Source organism: Pseudomonas silensiensis (assembly GCF_050434865.1).
Taxonomy (GTDB): Bacteria; Pseudomonadota; Gammaproteobacteria; order Pseudomonadales; family Pseudomonadaceae; genus Aquipseudomonas; species Aquipseudomonas fluorescens_W.
Window position 1 is genome coordinate 18,891 of the sequence record NZ_JBNDJH010000017.1, and the last position, 15,715, is coordinate 34,605.

At 60.0% G+C, this 15,715-nt stretch carries 14 protein-coding genes; 8 read left to right on the top strand and 6 right to left on the bottom strand.

Going from position 1 to position 15,715, the window contains the following annotated elements; genetic code table 11:
• Positions 1 to 32 precede the first annotated feature (32 nt).
• The 5 genes from QF010_RS22475 to QF010_RS22495 all read left to right on the top strand — a co-directional run bounded on the left by QF010_RS22475 (position 33) and on the right by QF010_RS22495 (position 6,219).
• On the top strand, positions 33 to 1,472 hold the full coding sequence (locus tag QF010_RS22475; protein ID WP_008146981.1) for an aminotransferase-like domain-containing protein: 1,440 nt from the start codon (positions 33 to 35) through the stop codon (positions 1,470 to 1,472).
• A gap of 88 nt (positions 1,473 to 1,560) precedes the next feature.
• Positions 1,561 to 2,028 (top strand): hypothetical protein, encoded by a 468-nt coding sequence (locus tag QF010_RS22480; protein WP_033055265.1) that lies wholly within the window; start codon positions 1,561 to 1,563, stop codon positions 2,026 to 2,028.
• A 163-nt stretch (positions 2,029 to 2,191) separates the two neighbouring features.
• Positions 2,192 to 2,446: a YkgJ family cysteine cluster protein gene (locus QF010_RS22485; protein WP_056745406.1), complete on the top strand. Its 255-nt coding sequence runs from the start codon at positions 2,192 to 2,194 to the stop codon at positions 2,444 to 2,446.
• Positions 2,447 to 2,487: 41 nt separating this feature from the next.
• A complete protein-coding gene (locus QF010_RS22490) occupies positions 2,488 to 3,093 on the top strand; it encodes an START domain-containing protein (RefSeq protein ID WP_033055268.1) in 606 nt (201 codons plus the stop codon).
• A gap of 1,032 nt (positions 3,094 to 4,125) precedes the next feature.
• Positions 4,126 to 6,219: an LTA synthase family protein gene (locus QF010_RS22495; RefSeq protein ID WP_033055269.1), complete on the top strand. Its 2,094-nt coding sequence runs from the start codon at positions 4,126 to 4,128 to the stop codon at positions 6,217 to 6,219.
• Positions 6,220 to 6,279: 60 nt separating this feature from the next.
• On the opposite strand, the gene QF010_RS22500 is transcribed toward QF010_RS22495, so the two are convergent.
• Complete coding sequence (locus QF010_RS22500) at positions 6,280 to 6,438, bottom strand: DUF3309 family protein (protein WP_174602692.1); 159 nt, start codon at positions 6,436 to 6,438, stop codon at positions 6,280 to 6,282.
• 280 nt (positions 6,439 to 6,718) lie between these two features.
• On the opposite strand from QF010_RS22500, the gene QF010_RS22505 reads away from it, so the two are divergent.
• From QF010_RS22505 to csrA, 3 genes are all read left to right on the top strand, one after another.
• Positions 6,719 to 7,534: an SDR family oxidoreductase gene (locus QF010_RS22505; RefSeq protein WP_033055270.1), complete on the top strand. Its 816-nt coding sequence runs from the start codon at positions 6,719 to 6,721 to the stop codon at positions 7,532 to 7,534.
• A 66-nt stretch (positions 7,535 to 7,600) separates the two neighbouring features.
• Positions 7,601 to 7,933 carry a YnfA family protein gene (locus QF010_RS22510; RefSeq protein ID WP_033055271.1) on the top strand — a complete coding sequence of 111 codons (333 nt, stop codon included), beginning with the start codon at positions 7,601 to 7,603 and terminating at the stop codon, positions 7,931 to 7,933.
• Positions 7,934 to 8,086: 153 nt separating this feature from the next.
• Positions 8,087 to 8,272: a carbon storage regulator CsrA gene (csrA, locus tag QF010_RS22515; RefSeq protein WP_008151243.1), complete on the top strand. Its 186-nt coding sequence runs from the start codon at positions 8,087 to 8,089 to the stop codon at positions 8,270 to 8,272.
• Positions 8,273 to 8,276: 4 nt separating this feature from the next.
• Here csrA and QF010_RS22520 read toward each other — a convergent pair whose 3' ends face one another.
• The 5 genes from QF010_RS22520 to mnmC all read right to left on the bottom strand — a co-directional run bounded on the left by QF010_RS22520 (position 8,277) and on the right by mnmC (position 15,615).
• Positions 8,277 to 8,504: a YheU family protein gene (locus tag QF010_RS22520; protein ID WP_003199186.1), complete on the bottom strand. Its 228-nt coding sequence runs from the start codon at positions 8,502 to 8,504 to the stop codon at positions 8,277 to 8,279.
• 222 nt (positions 8,505 to 8,726) lie between these two features.
• Complete coding sequence (locus QF010_RS22525; RefSeq protein ID WP_033055272.1) at positions 8,727 to 9,917, bottom strand: osmoprotectant NAGGN system M42 family peptidase; 1,191 nt, start codon at positions 9,915 to 9,917, stop codon at positions 8,727 to 8,729.
• A gap of 69 nt (positions 9,918 to 9,986) precedes the next feature.
• Positions 9,987 to 11,732 (bottom strand): N-acetylglutaminylglutamine synthetase, encoded by a 1,746-nt coding sequence (ngg, locus tag QF010_RS22530; protein WP_429533978.1) that lies wholly within the window; start codon positions 11,730 to 11,732, stop codon positions 9,987 to 9,989.
• Positions 11,733 to 11,735: 3 nt separating this feature from the next.
• Positions 11,736 to 13,508, bottom strand: a complete 1,773-nt coding sequence (locus tag QF010_RS22535) for an N-acetylglutaminylglutamine amidotransferase (protein WP_429533979.1) — start codon at positions 13,506 to 13,508, stop codon at positions 11,736 to 11,738.
• Positions 13,509 to 13,632: 124 nt separating this feature from the next.
• Positions 13,633 to 15,615 (bottom strand): bifunctional tRNA (5-methylaminomethyl-2-thiouridine)(34)-methyltransferase MnmC2/FAD-dependent 5-carboxymethylaminomethyl-2-thiouridine(34) oxidoreductase MnmC1, encoded by a 1,983-nt coding sequence (gene mnmC, locus QF010_RS22540; RefSeq protein ID WP_429533980.1) that lies wholly within the window; start codon positions 15,613 to 15,615, stop codon positions 13,633 to 13,635.
• Positions 15,616 to 15,715: the final 100 nt, after the last annotated feature.

Here is a 15,715-nt window from a genome sequence, read left to right on the forward strand (position 1 = left end):
AATAAAATGCCCGTGAAATCGAGTGCTGCGTCATGACCAATCTCTTGCTCTACCAACGTATTGCTCAGCAACTGGCCGAAGACATCCGCCGTGGCGTCTATCAACCGGGGGAACGCGTGCCTTCGGTGCGCAAGATGAGCTCGCAGCTCAACGTCAGCCATGCGACGGTGTTGCAGGCTTACGCCAACCTCGAGGATCAGGGGTTGATCCGCGCCCGGCCGCAGTCGGGTTACTACGTGCACCAGACCCCGGCCCTGACCGCGCCGACACCGGACATCGCCCGGGTGGAGCGTCCTGGTCTGGTCACTCGCAGCAGCATCATCCAACAAGTCTTGGTCGAATCCCGCCGCGAGGGTGTGTTTCCCTTGGGTGCAGCCGTACCGAGCGTTGATTATCTACCAGTGCGGGCGCTGCATCAGCAACTGGCCAAAGTCACCCGTTTTCATAGCCCGCGGGCGTTCAGCTACATGTTCAGCCCCGGTTTCGAACCGTTGCGCCGACAAGTGGCGATCCGCATGCGCGATGCCGGCGTGGTGGTCGATCCGTCGGAAGTGGTGATTACTCACGGCTGCGTCGATGCGTTGCAGATGTCCCTGCGAGTGCTGACCCGCCCGGGCGACCTGATCGCCGCCGAATCGCCGACCTACTACGGTTTGCTGCAACTGGCTGACTTGCTGGGCCTCAAGGTCATCGAGATCCCGAGCGATCCGGCCACCGGCATGAGCCTCGAAGCGTTGCAGCTGGCGGCCAACCAGTGGTCGATCAAGGCGCTGGTGCTGACCACTCGTCTGAGCAATCCATTGGGCGGCACCATGCCCGAAGAGCGGCAGAAGCAACTGCTGCGGCTGGCCTCGGATTTCGATATCCAGATTGTCGAAGATGATATCTACGGCGAACTGATGTTCGAGCAGGGTCGCACCAAATCACTGAAAGCCTACGATCGACTGGATCGGGTGATCTATTGCTCAAGCTTCTCCAAAACCTTGTCGCCGGGCGTGCGGATCGGCTGGATGATTGCCGGCAAGTACCAGCAGGAAATCCAGCGTTTGCAGACCTTCAGCACCCATTCGGCCTGCAGTGTCACGCAGATGGGCATTGCGGCCTACCTGGAGAACGGTGGTTACGACCGGCATTTGCGCTATATCCGTCAGGAGTACCGCAAGAACCTCAGCGCTTTCCAACTGGCGGTGCAGCAATACTTCCCGGAAGGCACGCAGATGACCCGGCCGACCGGCGGCTTCATTCTGTGGGTCAGCCTGCCGGGGCGGGTCAACACCCAGGAGCTGCATGTTCGTGCGTTGCAGCAGGGCATCAGCATCGCGCCGGGGCTTATTTTCAGTAACACCGAGCAGTTCAATCACTGCATTCGGTTGAACTGCGGCACGCCTTGGAACCGTGAAGCCGAGCGTGCGTTGATGACCCTGGGCATGCTCGCTACCCAGCTCTGTCAGGAGATGGTCGGGGGCTTTTGAGGGGGCGGGCAGGTTATTTCTGCCCGCGCTTGTCATGTCGCGTGCAACAGGCGAGCATATGGCTCCTGCCGTTTGTACCGTTGGGTCCATGAAGCCGATTTTTCCCGCTGTCTGGCTATCGATCTGCCTGCTGATGACCTTCCAGACAGAAGGCGTATTGGCGGCTTCCGTTCAAGAAAAACCGGCAGCCAGCGCCACCGCGAAAAAACCGGCACCGGTCAAGAAAGCCGCGCCGGTCAAAAACAAAGCGGCCAAGGTGAAAAAGCGACCGCCGATTGCCTCCAAGTCTAAATCCGCCAGTGAAATCGCGAAAACCAAGCTTCCTTCGGCCGACCTGGATTTGAGCCTGCCCCAAGACATGGCCGAGGAGCTGAAACCGCTCGGTACGGTAGCGTTGCCACGGCACGATGCAGTATTGCCGCAAATGTTTGGTGAGAAGGCGGGTCCGTTTCAGCTCAACGGGAGGTTGATCAGCAACGAAATGAAGTTGCAACTGCGCAACGAAGAGCGCCGTGAAGTCGAAGGCGCAGCGCTGGAATTCGAGTTCAAACGATAATTTCTTCCCGTCCGTGACCCGATGGCCAGACGCTTTGTCGGAGACTGGTCAGTCACGCTCCTTTAAGCGTAAAAACCCGGGTCCAGACAATTTTAAACAAGCGTTTTAGCGGTTACTCTGTGCCACGTCCTTTAACACATCGCCCTTCGAGGAGCTCGTCGTCATGAAATGCCGTGAAGGCTGTGGCGCCTGTTGCATTGCCCCTTCCATCAGTTCACCGATTCCCGGCATGCCCAATGGCAAGCCCGCCGGAGAACGTTGCGTACAACTCTCTGTCGATAACCTGTGCGGCATTTTCGGCAAACCGGAACGTCCTGCAGTGTGTTCGGCGTTCGAAGCCGACATCGAAGTCTGCGGAAGCAGCAGTGACGAAGCGATCAAATTGCTGGGTTGGTGGGAGCAAATGACGGCGGCGTGATGTGTTCAACGAACGGATCTTCAACAATAAGGAATAAGATTATGGGTTCGCTGCATCGTATGGCTGTGTTGTGTGGTTTGACGGTAATGTTCGCCACCACGGCTGCTCACGCCGAAGACTGGAAAGTCGCCAAGGAACAGGACGGCATCAAGATCTCCTTGAGCGAGGTGGCCGGCTCCGATTACAAGGCCTACCGTGGTGTCACGCTGATGAAGACCACCGTGGCCAAACTGCGCGCATTGCAGGAAGACGTGCCAGGGGCCTGTGCCTGGATTCACGAATGCAAGACCCAGAAATTGCTCAAGCACGAAGGTGATCAGAGCTGGACCTACACCCAGTTCAATACTCCTTGGCCGGTTACTGAGCGTGATTCGGTGCTGCATGTGACCACCATCGAGGGTGCTGACGGCAGTTTGACCCGCAAGCTCGAAGGCGTACCGAAGTACCTTCCCGAAGAAAAAGGCTTCGTCCGGGTTACCAAGGTCGACGGTTTCTGGAAGTTCGTGCCCAAGGGCGATCAGATTGAAGTGACTTATCAGGTGCACACTGAGCCGGGCGGTAGCATTCCGTCGATGGTGGCCAACAAGTTTGTGGTCGATGCGCCGTTCAATACCTTGAAAGCCCTGAAAGAACGCGCCGAGAAGTAATCGCTCTTTTTGATAAAACGCCCTGACTTTGTTCGGGGCGTTTTCTATTTGGCAGGGCGGTTTTTTTGATTGGGGGCATATCCGTTCCTGGGGTAATGGCCGCTTAGGGTTCCGCCCTTACGGCGGGTCACTTGGAAAAGCCCCAAGTAACCAAGGGCTCTTGCCCCTTTCGTTCGGTGCCTCGCCCAGGCTCGGCATGCCCTCGCTCCGGTCCTGCTCCGTGGGCCCGCCGCCATCGGCCATCCATGGCCGGGGGCGGCTAACCCGGCATCCATGCCGGGTTGCCCACTGCGCAGAACCTCCACTCGGCCTCTCGAGGCGGCGGTGCATCCAGATCAAAAGCTGCAGGCGAGCTAACGCTCGGCCTGTTGAGTGGTGAGGAGCAAAAGCTGTCCGCCGATCTGCTTTATGTGGGAGCGGGCTTGCTCGCGAAGCTGTTGATCTTGCCGTTGCTGTTGCTGTTGCTGTTGCTTTGCTTTGGCTTCAGATCTGCCGCCCCTTTCCCAGAGGCCGAACGCAGGCGTTGCGCAGGGGGCACCGCGGCAAGGATGCCGCGGTAGCCGCCCCCGGCCATGGATGGCCGATGGCGGCGGGCCCCCGGAGCAATGCCGGAGTGAGGGCATGCCGAGCCTAGGCGAGGCACCGAATGGAGGGGCAAGAGCCCTTGGTTACTTGGGGCTTTTCCAAGTGACTCGCTGTAAAAGCGAAACCGCCAGTCGCCGTGACCGCAGAAACGGATATGCCCTCGATCAAAGAGCAGCGATTACCGAAGAAACGGATATACCCCCGAACTAACGGGCATTCGGAGCTAGAAACTTTATTTTGTTTCCGAATATACGTTGCACGAAATTTTCACAAAGCCTCCAAGACAATTCGCCCGCGCCAACATGCGGACAGTAATCAATGGCAATGCCGCGAGTGATCGTGCAACATTTGCGCACCGCGCAAGCCCCGGGGCCGAGAACTGGCCAACAGAGGGCAAGGCGCCGCTGTATTTTTGAAACTTCAACTTCCAATGGGTCCTAAAACGACATGGCAAACCCGGACGCCCTGAGTCAGCAGCGAGCTTCTAGTCGCCTGCTGCAACCGACCGTCAAATCGCATCTGGCCTACACGCTGCTGTGTGCCCTGGTCATGATGGTCATGTTCAGCCTGCTGCGCGTTGCGCTGCTGGTTTACAACCGCGAGATGATCCTCGACACCCCGGCCTCGACCTTTCTCGAAGCATTCGCCAACGGTCTGCGTTTCGACCTGCGCCTGGTGGTCTACCTCAGCATTCCATTGCTGCTGGCGCTGTTCAGCGCCCGGGCGATGGCCGCACGCGGATTCTTCCGGTTCTGGCTGACCATCGCCTCGAGCATCGCGCTGTTCCTGGGCCTGATGGAGATGGACTTCTACCGCGAGTTCCACCAGCGCCTCAACGGCCTGGTCTTCCAATATGTAAAGGAAGACCCGAAAACTGTGATGAGCATGCTCTGGTACGGTTTCCCGGTGGTTCGCTACCTGCTGGCCTGGGCCGTGGGCACGTTGATCCTGACCCTGGCGTTCAAAGGCGCCGACCGCGCCACCCGGCCTCGCGGTCCCTTCAGCGGCGGCAGCATCGGCACGCGCCAGATCGCCCCTTGGTATGCGCGCCTCACAGTGTTCGTCGTCTGCCTGCTGGTCTGCGTGGTCGCCGCTCGTGGCACCCTGCGTCAGGGCCCGCCACTGCGTTGGGGTGACGTTTACACCACCAACTCGAACTTCGCCAACCAGTTGGGCCTCAACGGCACCTTGTCGCTGGTCGCCGCGGCCAAGAGCCGTATGTCCGAAGATCGCGACAACGTCTGGAAGGCCACGTTGCCACAGCCTGAAGCGCAGAAAATCGTGCGTGACATGCTGGTAATGGCAGACGACAAACTGGTGGATGCCGAAACTGCAGCCGTGCGTCGCGACTACACGCCGCCGGCCGACAAGACCCTGCCAATCAAGAACGTCGTCGTGATCCTGATGGAAAGCATGGCCGGTCACTCGGTGGGCGCCTTGGGCGCACCGGGCAACATCACGCCGTACCTCGACAAATTGTCGAAAGAAGGCCTGCTGTTCGACCGCTTCTTCTCCAACGGCACCCATACCCACCAGGGCATGTTCGCCACCATGGCCTGCTTCCCGAACCTGCCGGGTTTCGAATACCTGATGCAGACGCCGGAAGGCAGCCACAAGTTGTCCGGCCTGCCGCAATTGCTCAGTGCCCGTGACTATGGAGACGTGTACGTCTACAACGGCGACTTCGCCTGGGATAACCAGTCGGGTTTCTTCAGCAACCAGGGCATGACCAACTTCATTGGTCGTAACGACTTCGTGAACCCGGTGTTCTCCGATCCGACCTGGGGCGTGTCCGACCAGGACATGTTCGACCGTGGTCTGGTGGAGCTCAAGGCACGGGAAAACGGCAAGCCGTTCTATGCGCTGCTGCAAACCCTGTCCAACCACACGCCCTATGCCTTGCCGACACCATTGCCGGTTGAGCGCGTGACCGATCGCGGTAGTCTGAACGAGCATTTGACCGCCATGCGCTACGCAGACTGGGCGCTGGGCCAGTTCTTTGAAAAGGCCCGCAAGGAGCCGTATTTCAAGGAAACCCTGTTTGTGATCGTCGGCGACCACGGTTTTGGCAATGAGCGCCAGATCACCGAAATGGACCTGGGCCGCTTCAACGTGCCGATGCTGATGATCGCACCGGGCATCCAGGAAAAATTCGGCCAGCGTGACCATACCGTAGGCACTCAGATCGACATCGTGCCGACCATCATGGGCCGCATCGGTGGCGAAGTGCGTCATCAGTGCTGGGGCCGCGATTTGCTCAACCTGCCTGAAGGCGACACCGGTTTTGGCGTGATCAAGCCGTCGGGTAGCGAGCAGACCACCGCCATCATCACGGCTGATCAGATTCTGGTGCTGCCGAAGGAAAAGGAAATGGCGCCGAAGATGTACCAGTACGAACTGGGCGCAACACCTCACGCCGAGATCGTTCCGGATGCACCGCGTACCGCTGAGCTGAAACTCAAGCTCGAAGCCTTCCTGCAAACGGCGACCAAGAGCCTGATCGACAACACCGCCGGTGTGGTTGATGGCAAGCCGGATTAAGTCTTGATGCAATAAAAAAGAGGCCCTGAAAAGGGCCTCTTTTTTTTGCCTGTTAAACCTTTATATCTTGCCGAGCAACAGCAGGATCAACAGCACCACCAACACCACGCCGATGATACCCGACGGGCCATAACCCCAACTTCTGGAGTGCGGGAAGACCGGTAAACCACCTACCAGCAGGAGGATCAGAATAATGATTAGAATTGTGCCCATGTCTATTTCCTTGTTGGAAGTGTTCTTGAATTACCTGGCGTTTAACCGTCAGCCGGGCTGATATAAAACCGGGCTGCTTACAAAATCCGACTGTGGCAAATGAAAGAAAATTCCAAGTTTTTTTAATGTTTTTCGAAGAAAGGCTTATTTCGTTTTTTATGGCACAAGTTGGTTCAGGCACTTTCCCGGTTTGCTCGGGCCATTCAGCAATCTGATGGAGCGTGGGTCGGGCATTGTCCTTCGCTACACTCGATGCATCTTCCCCGGAACAACAAGGCTGTTTGCTATGCAAAATCGCATGATGATCACTGGTGCGGGCTCGGGCTTAGGTCGCGAAATCGCGCTGCGCTGGGCGCGTGAAGGCTGGCAGCTGGCCTTGTCGGATGTCAGCGAACCCGGTCTGCAGGAAACCCTGAAACGGGTTCGCGAAGCCGGCGGCGACGGTTTTATCCAGCGTTGCGACGTGCGCGATTACAGCCAGCTGACCGCTTTCGCCCAAGCCTGCGACGAGAAACTCGGTGGCATCGATGTCATCGTCAACAACGCCGGCGTTGCCTCGGGCGGGTTCTTCAGTGAACTGTCCCTGGAAGACTGGGACTGGCAGATCGCAATCAACCTGATGGGCGTGGTCAAGGGCTGCAAGGCCTTCCTGCCGCTGCTGGAAAAAAGCAAAGGCAAGATCATCAACATCGCGTCGATGGCCGCCCTGATGCAAGGCCCGGCCATGAGCAACTACAACGTGGCCAAGGCTGGCGTGGTGGCGTTGTCTGAAAGCCTGTTGATCGAACTGGCGCAGCAGGAAGTCGGCGTGCATGTGGTGTGCCCGTCGTTCTTCCAGACCAACCTGCTGGACTCCTTCCGTGGCCCGACGCCGGCCATGAAAGCCCAGGTCGGCAAGTTGCTGGAAAGCTCGCCGATCAGCGCGGCGGACATTGCCGACTACATCTATCAACACGTTGCCGCCGGCGAATTCATGATCCTGCCTCACGAACAGGGCCGTATGGCCTGGGCACTCAAGCAGAAGAACCCGCAATTGCTCTACGACGAAATGACCGTCATGGCCGACAAAATGCGCGCCAAGGCCAAACAATCCGCAGGTTGAGCTTGCCCCCTGCACAACACCGTCGTTAGGGTGGCCGCCATCGGCCATCCTCGCGAGACGTTTTGCATGCTCAATTACCTGTGGTTTTTTCTCGCCGCGCTGTTTGAAATCGCCGGCTGCTTTGCCTTCTGGATGTGGCTGCGCCAGGGCAAAAGCGCCTGGTGGGTCGTGCCGGCTCTGCTCAGCCTGACCTTGTTCGCGCTGCTGCTGACCCGCATCGAAGCGACCTACGCCGGCCGCGCCTATGCCGCTTACGGTGGCATCTACATCATCGCGTCGATCGGCTGGCTGGCGGTGGTCGAGCGGATTCGTCCGCTGGGCTCGGACTGGCTCGGTGTGGCGCTGTGTGTGATCGGGGCGAGCATCATCCTTTTCGGCCCACGCTTCTCCGCTTCCTGAAGGATCGGTCCTTCATTCAATGGCTTTGTGGGACGTTTCCATAGGAGCTGTTCGGCGTGCGCTGTAGGGCGGGACTGATTTGCTGCTGTCGCATTGTAGGCCCGCCGAGTGCAGGGCATCTTCAGGGTTCGATAACCCTGAAGGACGAATGCCATGCTTGTACTCAGTCGCGTTGTGGGCGAATTGATTTCCATCGGTGACAACATTTCCGTGCGCATTCTTGCCGTCAACGGAGGCAGTGTGCGCTTCGGTGTCGAAGCGCCGCAGAACGTCAACGTGCACCGCTCCGAGGTCTACGACCGCATCCAGGTCAAACTGGCGAAAAACAAAGGACGCTGAGGCCTCAGTCGAACAGGTGCTTGGGCACATCGTGCTTGAGCATCAACTGGCATTGCTCGCTTTCCGGGTCGAAGACAATCAGCGCCTGGCCCTTGGTCAACGCCTGGCGAACACGCAGAACACGGGTTTCCAGCGGCGTGTCATCGCCGTTGTCCGTACCGTCACGGGTCACGAAATCCTCGATCAGGCGGGTGAGGGTGTCGACTTCAAGTTGGTCGTGGGGAATCAGCATAAGCACCTCGGCTAAACAATGGCGCGATGCTACGGCGAATGAAGGGTTGGGGCTAGCCTGGGCCTCAAGTCTTGCCTGATCGATCGCCATCGCGGGCAAGCCCGCTCCCACAGGTTTTGTGGTGTACACCACATTTGTGATCACCAGCAATCACTGTGGGAGCGGGCTTGGTCCGGGCGGCGTTCCGACGATGACAATCTACCTGGCGACCCAAAAACTGGATCAGCTTTCGGACCGCTGCCCTACGAGGCTGTCCACCGACGGCACCCGCGTATCGCTTTCCATCTGCGTCTCATGTTCGATCTGATGACTGAACCGGTCCAGCGAACCCTTGGCCGGTTGTGCATCGCTGGCAAACACCGGCGGACTCAGAATGTAGGCGCCGAGCAGGCGGCTGAGGGCGGCGAGGCTGTCGATGTGGGTGCGTTCGTAGCCGTGAGTGGCGTCGCAGCCGAAAGCGAGCAGGGCGGTGCGAATGTCATGCCCGGCAGTGACCGCCGAATGGGCATCGCTGAAGTAGTAGCGGAACAGGTCGCGACGCACCGGCAATTCGTTGTCACTGGCCAGGCGCAGCAGATGCCGCGACAGGTGATAGTCGTAAGGTCCGCCGGAATCCTGCATCGCCACGCTCACTGCGTGTTCGCTGGAATGCTGACCCGGCGCGACCGGGGCAATGTCGATGCCGACGAATTCGCTGACGTCCCACGGTAACGCCGCCGCCGCGCCACTGCCGGTTTCCTCGGTGATGGTGAACAGCGGATGACAGTCGATCATCAGCTCTTCGCCGCTGTCGACGATCGCTTTCAGCGCCGCCAGCAATGCGGCAACGCCGGCCTTGTCGTCGAGATGTCGGGCGCTGATGTGGCCGCTTTCGGTGAACTCCGGCAAAGGGTCGAAGGCGACAAAGTCACCGACGCTGATGCCCAGAGAGTCGCAATCGGCACGCGTGGCGCAATAAGCATCAAGGCGCAATTCGATGTGATCCCAACTGATCGGCATTTCATCCACGGCGGTATTGAACGCATGCCCGGACGCCATCAGCGGCAGCACGCTGCCACGGATCACGCCGTTGTCAGTAAACAGGCTGACCCGGCTGCCCTCGGCAAAACGGCTGGACCAGCAACCGACAGGCGCCAGGGTCAGACGGCCGTTGTCCTTGATCGCGCGAACCGCCGCGCCGATGGTGTCGAGGTGAGCGGAGACCGCCCGGTCGGGGCTGTTTTTCTTGCCCTTGAGGGTGGCGCGGATGGTGCCGCGGCGAGTCATCTCAAAGGGGATACCCAGCTCTTCAAGCCGCTCGGCGACATAACGCACGATGGTGTCGGTGAACCCGGTCGGGCTGGGAATGGCGAGCATTTCCAGCAGGACTTTTTGCAGGTAGTTCAGATCCGGTTCTGGAATGTTGCTGGTCATGGAAACTCCTGATGAATTAAGCGCTGATCGTTCCCACGCAGCGCGTGGGAACGATCATGAAGAGGAATGTCAGACCGCCGGCTGACTATGCGGAAACAACAAATCCACAAACCGCTCAGCCGTCGGCTGCGGCTCATGGTTAGCCAACCCGGCACGCTCATTGGCTTCGATAAACACATACTCCGGTTGATCGGCGGCGGGCACCATCAGGTCGAGCCCGACCATCGGAATGTCCAGCGCTCGCGCCGCGCGCACCGCCGCATCCACCAGTGTCGGATGCAGGATCGCCGTCACATCTTCAAGAACCCCGCCGGTATGAAGATTCGCCGTACGCCGTACGAACAGATGCTCGCCCGCCGGCAGAATGCTGCTGTAGTCAAAACCCGCCGCTGCCAAGGTGCGCTCGGTCTCATGGTCCAGCGGGATTTTGCTTTCACCGCTGGTCGCCGCCTGACGACGCCGGCTCTGGGCTTCGATCAGTGCACCGATGGAATGCTGACCATCGCCCACCACTTCTGCCGGCCGACGAATCGCTGCGGCGACCACCTCAAAACCGATCACCACAATCCGTAAATCGAGGCCTTCGTGGAAGCTCTCCAGCAGCACTCGACTGTCGAACCGGCGAGCAGATTCGATGGCTTGCTGGACCTCTTCAATGGTCCGTAGATCCACCGCGACACCTTGGCCCTGTTCGCCATCCAGCGGTTTGACCACCACCCGTTCGTGCTCGTCGAGAAACGCCAGATTGTCATCGGCGTTGCCGGCCAGTTGCTGCGCTGGCAGGTTCAAACCGGCAGCCTTGAGCACTTTGTGCGTCAGGCTTTTGTCCTGGCACAGGCTCATGCTGATGGCGCTGGTCAAGTCGCTGAGGGATTCGCGGCAACGTACCCGGCGCCCGCCATGGCTGAGGGTGAACATCCCGGCGTCGGCGTCATCGACTTGTACATCGATGCCGCGACGGTGAGCTTCCTCGACGATGATTCGTGCATAAGGATTGAACTCGGCTTCGGGACCCGGGCCCAGAAACAACGGCTGATTGATGCCGTTTTTGCACTTGATCGCGAAGGTCGACAGGTTGCGAAACCCGAGCTTGGCGTAAAGACTTTTCGCCTGCTGGTTGTCGTGCAGCACTGACAGGTCCAGGTAACTCAGCCCACGGCTCATGAAGTGCTCGATCAAATGCCGCACCAACACTTCACCGACGCCCGGTCGCGAACATTGTGGGTCGACCGCCAGGCACCACAGGCTGCTGCCATTTTCCGGATCGTTGAACGCCTTGTGATGGTTGAGGCCCATGACGCTGCCGATGATCGCGCCGCTGTCCTCATCTTCGGCCAGCCAATAGACGGGCCCACCCTGATGACGCGGAGTCAGCAGACTCGCGTCGATCGGCAGCATGCCGCGCAACTGATACAGCTGATTGATCGCCTGCCAGTCCGTATCGCTCTGGGCTCGACGGATGCGAAATCCGCGAAACACCCGAGTGGATTGGCGGTAGTCGCTGAACCACAGGCGCAAGGTGTCGGAAGGGTCGAGAAACAACTGAGCCGGCTCCAACCCCAGCACTTGCTGAGGCGCCGCCACGTACAGGGCGATGTCGCGTTCACCTGACTGTTCATTGAGCAGCTCTTGGGCCAGGCTCGCCGCATCCGGGAAGGTATGGCCGATCAGCAACCGGCCCCAGCCGCAATGCACGGCGATCGGTGCGGTGCCCAATTCACTGCCGTCTTCGGCCAGGCGTGCCTGCAAGCGTTCGTAAGAGGGCGTCTGACCGCGCAACAAGCGTTGGCTGTAGGCCGTGGCGTGGGGTTTCATCGATCAGATTCCTTGTTCACTGAGCCACAGGTTCAGCGCCGCCAATTGCCACAGCTTGGAACCGCGCAACGGGGTCAATTGACCTTGTGGGTCGGTCAGCAGGCGGTCGAGCATGGCCGGGTTGAACAGACCGCGATCCTGACTCGGATCCAGCAGCAGTTCGCGCACCCAGTTCAGCGTATCGCCCTGCAAATGCTTCAGGCCAGGGACCGGGAAGTAACCTTTCTTGCGATCGATCACTTCACTCGGAATCACCAGCCGCGCCGCTTCTTTCAAGACTTGCTTACCGCCATCCGGCAGTTTGAATTTGCCCGGCACGCGCGCCGACAGTTCCACCAGGCGATAGTCGAGAAACGGCGTACGCGCTTCCAGGCCCCAGGCCATGGTCATGTTGTCGACGCGTTTGACTGGGTCGTCCACCAGCATGATCGTGCTGTCCAGACGCAGGGCTTTGTCCACTGCCGCATCGGCACCGGGCTGTGCGAAATGTTCCTTCACGAAGTCGCCAGCGGCGTCATTCGCTGTCAGCCATTTCGGCTGCACGGTGGCGGCGTAGTCGTCGTAGCTGCGGTCGAAAAACGCATCGCGATAGGCGGCGTACGGATCTTCGGCACCGTCGACTTGTGGGTACCAGTGATAACCGGCGAACAGTTCGTCGGCACCCTGGCCGCTCTGCACCACTTTGCAATGCTTGGCCACTTCGCGGGACAACAGATAGAAGGCGATGCAGTCATGGCTGACCATCGGCTCGCTCATGGCGCGGAACGCTGCGGGCAGTTGCTCGATGATCTCTTTTTCGTCGATGCGCAATTGGTGATGCTGGGTGCCGTAGTGCTTGGCAATCAGGTCCGAATACTGGAACTCGTCGCCGCGCTCGCCGCCGGCATCCTGGAAACCGATGGAGAAGGTCGACAGGTTTTCAACACCGACTTCACGCAACAGACCGACCAGCAGGCTCGAATCGACGCCGCCCGAAAGCAGAACACCGACGTCGACTGCCGCACGTTGACGGATCGCCACGGCGTCACGGGTGCTGTCGAGTACACGGTCACGCCAGTCTTCGAGTGTCAGATTCATCTCGTCGGCGTGTGGGCCGTAGGGCAGGGTCCACCAGGTTTTCTGCTCGGTGGAGCCGTCCGCGTCGATGCGCATCCAGGTCGCCGGTGGCAGTTTTTCGATGCCGGCCAGCAAGGTGCGCGGGGCCGGGACCACGGCGTGGAAATTCAGATAATGATTGAGTGCCACCGGATCGAGGATCGGGTTGATGTCGCCGCCCTTGAGCAGTGCCGGCAACGCCGAGGCAAAGCGCAGGCGCTGGCCGGTGCGCGACAGGTACAGCGGCTTCACGCCCAGACGGTCTCGGGCGATGAACAGGCGTTTAGCGTCGCGCTCCCAGATGGTGAAGGCGAACATGCCGTTGAGCTTGGGCAGCAGTGCTTCGCCCCAGGCGTGGTAGCCCTTGAGCAGCACTTCGGTGTCACCACCGGAATAGAACGCGTAACCAAGGCTTTCAAGCTCGGTGCGCAGTTCCGGGAAGTTGTAGATCGCGCCGTTGAAGGCCAGGGACAAGCCCAGTTGGTTGTCGACCATCGGCTGCGCCGAGCCGTCCGACAGGTCCATGATTTTCAGGCGACGATGGCCCAGGGCAATCGGCCCTTGGGCATGAAAGCCCCATGCGTCAGGGCCACGAGGGGCCAGGTGATGGGTGATTCGTTCAACGGCCGCGAGGTCCGCAGGTTGATGATCAAAGCGTAACTCGCCAGCTAATCCGCACATAAATTCCTTACCGGTTTTTCCGTTGGGGAGGGTCAATCGATACCGCGCCAAAAACGGCGGGTACTCAGAAACTGACCCGGCTGAATCCCCGGAGTTTTAGACCGATAAGTTATAAGTCGCGCCGTCAGACTTTTCCGCGGATCAACTGGCGCACCGCGAAACGGTTGGGATGACAGGCCTCGGCAACCGTTCTGGGCAGGGGCAGAGGTTCGTTTTCGATCCATGCCGCGAGTAATTCACCCGACAGTGGCGCGGTGATCAAGCCGCGAGAACCGTGGCCGCTGTTGACGTAAAAACCCTCAAGCCAGGGGCAGGGAATGTCCGGCACTTGCCGGGCGTCCTTGCTCAGTACGGCGTAAGCGTCGGCGAACGCTGCTGGCTCGGCCAACGGGCCAACGATCGGCAGGTAGTCCGGGCTGGTGCAGCGAAATGCAGCGCGCCCTTCAAGCTGTTGCGGGTCCAGTGCCTGAGCATGTAGTCGCGTGGTCAGGTCGGGGGAGATTTCCTCGAGCAAGGCCAGGTTGCCGAGGTGTTCGGCGAGCGTCGGGGTCAGGTCATCGCTCTTGAAGTCGAAGCTGGCGCCGAGGGTGTGTTCGCCCAGCCGAGCCGGCGCCACATAGCCTTCGGCGCAGACGACGGTGGCCAGACTCTGGCTTTCAGGGGTTTGCGCCAGTCGGGTGATCTGGCCACGAATGCGTTTGAGGGGCAGCTCGGCGCTGTGCGGGAAACGCTTGATCTCGGCAGCGCCGGCCAGGATCACCACGGGGGCACTCGCCAGCAAATCATCACCGTCCCAGGCCTGCCACTGATCATCAACCTTGCGCAGTTCCAGTACGTCGCGATGGGGCATCCACTGGATGTTTGCCGAAGACGCCTGCCAATGGCACAGCGCCGGCGGATGAACCCAGCCACCTTCCGGGAAGAATAAACCGCCGTGCTCCAGGGCGATCCCGGCCTGAGCCTGGGCTTGCGATTGATCGAGCAAGTGCACCAGGTCTGGTGAAAAGGCGCCGGCCAATTGCGCCTGACGCTCGGCTTCCTTGGCGTTGAAGGCCAGTTGCAAGACCCCGCAATCGTCCCAGTCGACGCCCCGTTGCAGATGTTCGAGCAAGCGCCGGGTGTGGCCGAAACCACTGACAATCAACTGCGACAACGCGGTGCCGTGGGCCGACAGCTTGAGGTACAGCACGCCCTGAGGATTGCCCGAGGCTTCCTGCGCCAGCGCATCGTGACGCTCCAGCAGACTCACTTGCCAACCCCGCGCCGCCAGGCTGGCGGCGCTGGCGCAACCGGCCAGGCCGGCGCCGATCACCAAGGCACGACGCTCGCCGTTCAGTGGCGTCGGACGCGCAAACCACGGTTTAGCCACGGCGGGCACCGGGACTTCCTCAGGCCAGCCGAGGAACACACCTCGCAGGATTTCCCATTTGTGGCCGATGCCGGGCGTGCGTTTCATCTTGAAGCCCGCCGCGTTCAGCAGACGGCGCACCCAACCGGTGCTGGTAAAGGTGCTGATGGTCGAACCGGGCGCCGCCAGACGTGCCAGTTCGGCGAACAGTTCGGCGGTCCACATGTCGGGGTTTTTCGCCGGGGCAAAACCGTCGAGAAACCAGGCGTCGATCTGCGCGTCCAGTTGCGGCAATTGTTCCAGGGCATCGCCGATCAGCAGGGTCAGGGTCACGCGACCGTTGTCCAGCACCAGGCGCTGGAAGCCTGGGTGGATGGCGACGTATTGCGTCAGCAGTTGATCGGCAAACGGTTTGAGCTCCGGCCACAGGGCCAAGGCACGCTGTAGATCGGGCAGGCTCAGCGGGTACTTTTCGACACTGACAAAATGCAGCCGCGCCCCGGCCACCGCGTGCTGTTCGAACAGCTGCCAGGCGCAAAGGAAATTCAATCCGGTGCCGAAACCGGTCTCGCCAATCACCAGTCGACCGCCGGCCGGCAACGCGGCGAAGCGTTCACGCAAAGCGTTCTGTTCGAGGAATACGTAGCGGGTTTCGTCCAACCCCGACAGATCGGAAAAATACACATCATCGAACACCCGCGAGCGCGGGAGCCCTTGGTCGTCCCAGTCGAGCTGGGCGTGGGGCAATACAGGTTTCATGGCAGGCTCGGCAACGGCAAGGCGGCCATTCTAGCCGATCGCCGGGTTGGTGCTTGATCCATGGCAACGTGTGCGTTCGCAGATTCGCTGAAAATCTGTA